The 2408-nt window shown below is 65.5% G+C and carries 1 protein-coding gene; it reads right to left on the reverse strand.

The window, feature by feature from the left end; translation table 11 throughout:
* Window positions 1–29 precede the first annotated feature (29 nt).
* Entirely contained in the window at window positions 30–2408 is a 2379-nt protein-coding gene (gene fxsT / locus AC069H_RS42720; protein ID WP_478236174.1) for an FxSxx-COOH system tetratricopeptide repeat protein, read from the reverse strand.

Raw genomic sequence — 2408 nt, forward strand, 5'->3', positions numbered from 1 at the left:
CTGGATCGGGCAGTTTGTTCCTGGTTGAGTCACATCAGGATCGGGTCGATGTCGCAGTTGGCGCGGGCGCCTCGGCCTGCTGCTTGTGTTCCGGGGTGGGCCTCGCCCAGGATCCGGCGATACCGTGCCAGGATCGGGTTGTGGAACGGCGCGGCCTCGTCCGTCCGGCCGAGCGCGGTCAGGTCCAGTCCGAGGTTGAAGGATGCGGCCAGGACCGTCGGATGCTCGTCGCCGAGTACCTGCGTCCCGCGTTCGACCGCGTCGCGTCCCAGCTCGGCGGCCTGGCCGGCCTCATCCAGCGCCGCCAGGTCACTCGCGAGGTTGATCGTGGCGGCGACGGCGTAGGGGTGGTCCGGGCCGATGGTGGCCCGTAGTTGCTCGAGGGCGCGCTCGTCGAGGACGCGGGCGGCCGCGGCGTCGCCCATGAGCCGCAAGGTGACCGCCAGGTCGACCTTGGCGACGAGGGTGTGCGGGTGATGCTCGCCGAGACCGCTCCGGTATCGCTCGAAGGTCTCCTCCCCGAGCCGTTTCGCCGCGGCCAGGTCACCCGAGTGACGAAGATCGATCGAATGGGCCAGCGCGCAGCCCATCGTGACGGAGTGGTCGTCCCCGTAGGCCAGCCGGAACCTCCTGAGCGATTCCGTGGACAGGCTGAGCGCGCCCGGGTGGTCGCCGTCCTTGCGCCGGGTCACCGAAAGCAGGAACGAGTGGGCCGCGCTGTCCAGCTGGTCCGCGCCGAACCGGGCGTGGAAGTTCTCGGTGAGCCGTTCCTGCTGCACCCGGGCCTGGCCGTAGTCCCCCGCCTCGCGCAGGTCCACGATCAGGGAGCCGTTGACGCTGAAGGTGCGGACGTGATCGCGGCCGAGGACCTCGATCCGGCGCCGGAGGGTGTCCTGGTCCAGTTCCGCGGCCGCGCGGTAGGCACCGATCAGCCGGAGGCTGATGGCGTGCTGATACGCGGCGTTGAGTGTCTCCGGATCGTCCTCACCGAACATGCGCCTGGACTTCTGGTAGATCTCCTCGCTCAGTTTGGTCGCCGCCGCGAAGTCGCCCTGCGCCCGGAGATCGATCGTGATGTTCCGCTGGAGAGCGAAGGTCTCCTCGTTCTCCTCACCCGACACCTGAAGACGCAGCGCGAGAGTGCGCTGATTGAGTTCCGCGGCCTCGGAATACCGGCCGATCGCCCACAGATACAGCCCCAGCCTCGACGAGACCTCCAGCGTCTGCGGATGCGTGGGCCCGAGCACGTCGGTGAACCGCTTCCGCGCTTCCAGGCCCAGCCGGGCGGCCTCCTCATGATCGCCGTACTCGAACAGGTAGCGCATCAGATTGATATAGAGCTGACGCGGCCAATCGTCGTCACAGTCCAGCACGTTCGCCGCGTAGGCGTGCGGCAGCAGCTCACGATAACGCGACCAATGCCTGCTCGACTCCGGATCATTCGGATCCAGCGCGGCCAGCAACTGATGAGCACCGTGCTGCATCCGCGCGTGCACCTGACGGGCCATCACCCGGTTACGCAGAACCAGCTGGACCAGCCGATGCAACTGAAGAGTGTTGTTCCCATGATCGATCTTCGCCAGACCGTACCGGTTGATGTCCCGGATCGCCCGCGCGAGCTTGATCGGATCACGCAGCGCCGCGTCGAGCTCCGGAGAGATCGACACCCGGTTGACCCCCGTGAGCAAATCACGCGAAATCGGCTCCGGCGAGAAAAAAGCGCAGATATGCAAAATCTGATGGGCCGCCGGATTACGGGTCTTCAACTCCTCGAACGACACATTCCACGCCGCGGCGACCGACACCTCGTTGTCCGGCGCCGACGCCGTGTCCAGAATCTCCTCGACCGACTCGTCGAACAAACGCAGATACTCCCGCACCGGCATCCCGGTCACCGCCCGCCACGCCGCCGCCTGCTCCACCGCCAACGGCAGATCACCGAGCTTCTCCGCAAGCTCGTCGGCGTCGGCCGGATCGATCTCCGGACCACGACGACCCAGCAACTCCACACTTTCCTCACGCTTGAACACCGCCAACTCCAGCGGACGCGCGATCCCCGCCCAATCAGAGTTCCGCGACGTGATCAGAATCTCACCAGGACCATTACGCGGGAAAAACGGCAACACCGTATCCGGGCTCTCAGCGGCATCGAAAACCAGAAGCCAACGACGGAACGGCCGCCCCGTCCGCAACGCCTCGATCACCGCCGGGACCGCCACACTCGCCTCCGACGCACCCTGCAAACCCAGCATCCCCGCAAGCTCGGAAAGACCAGCACGAATCTGAGTCGTATGCGCGGCATCAATCCACCACACCAAATCATAATCCTGAAGATGCCGATAAATATACTCAGTCGCCATCTGAGTCTTACCGATACCACCAAGACCATGCAACGCCGAAGGAAGCAC

The organism is Amycolatopsis sp. NPDC043887 (genome assembly GCF_056435665.1).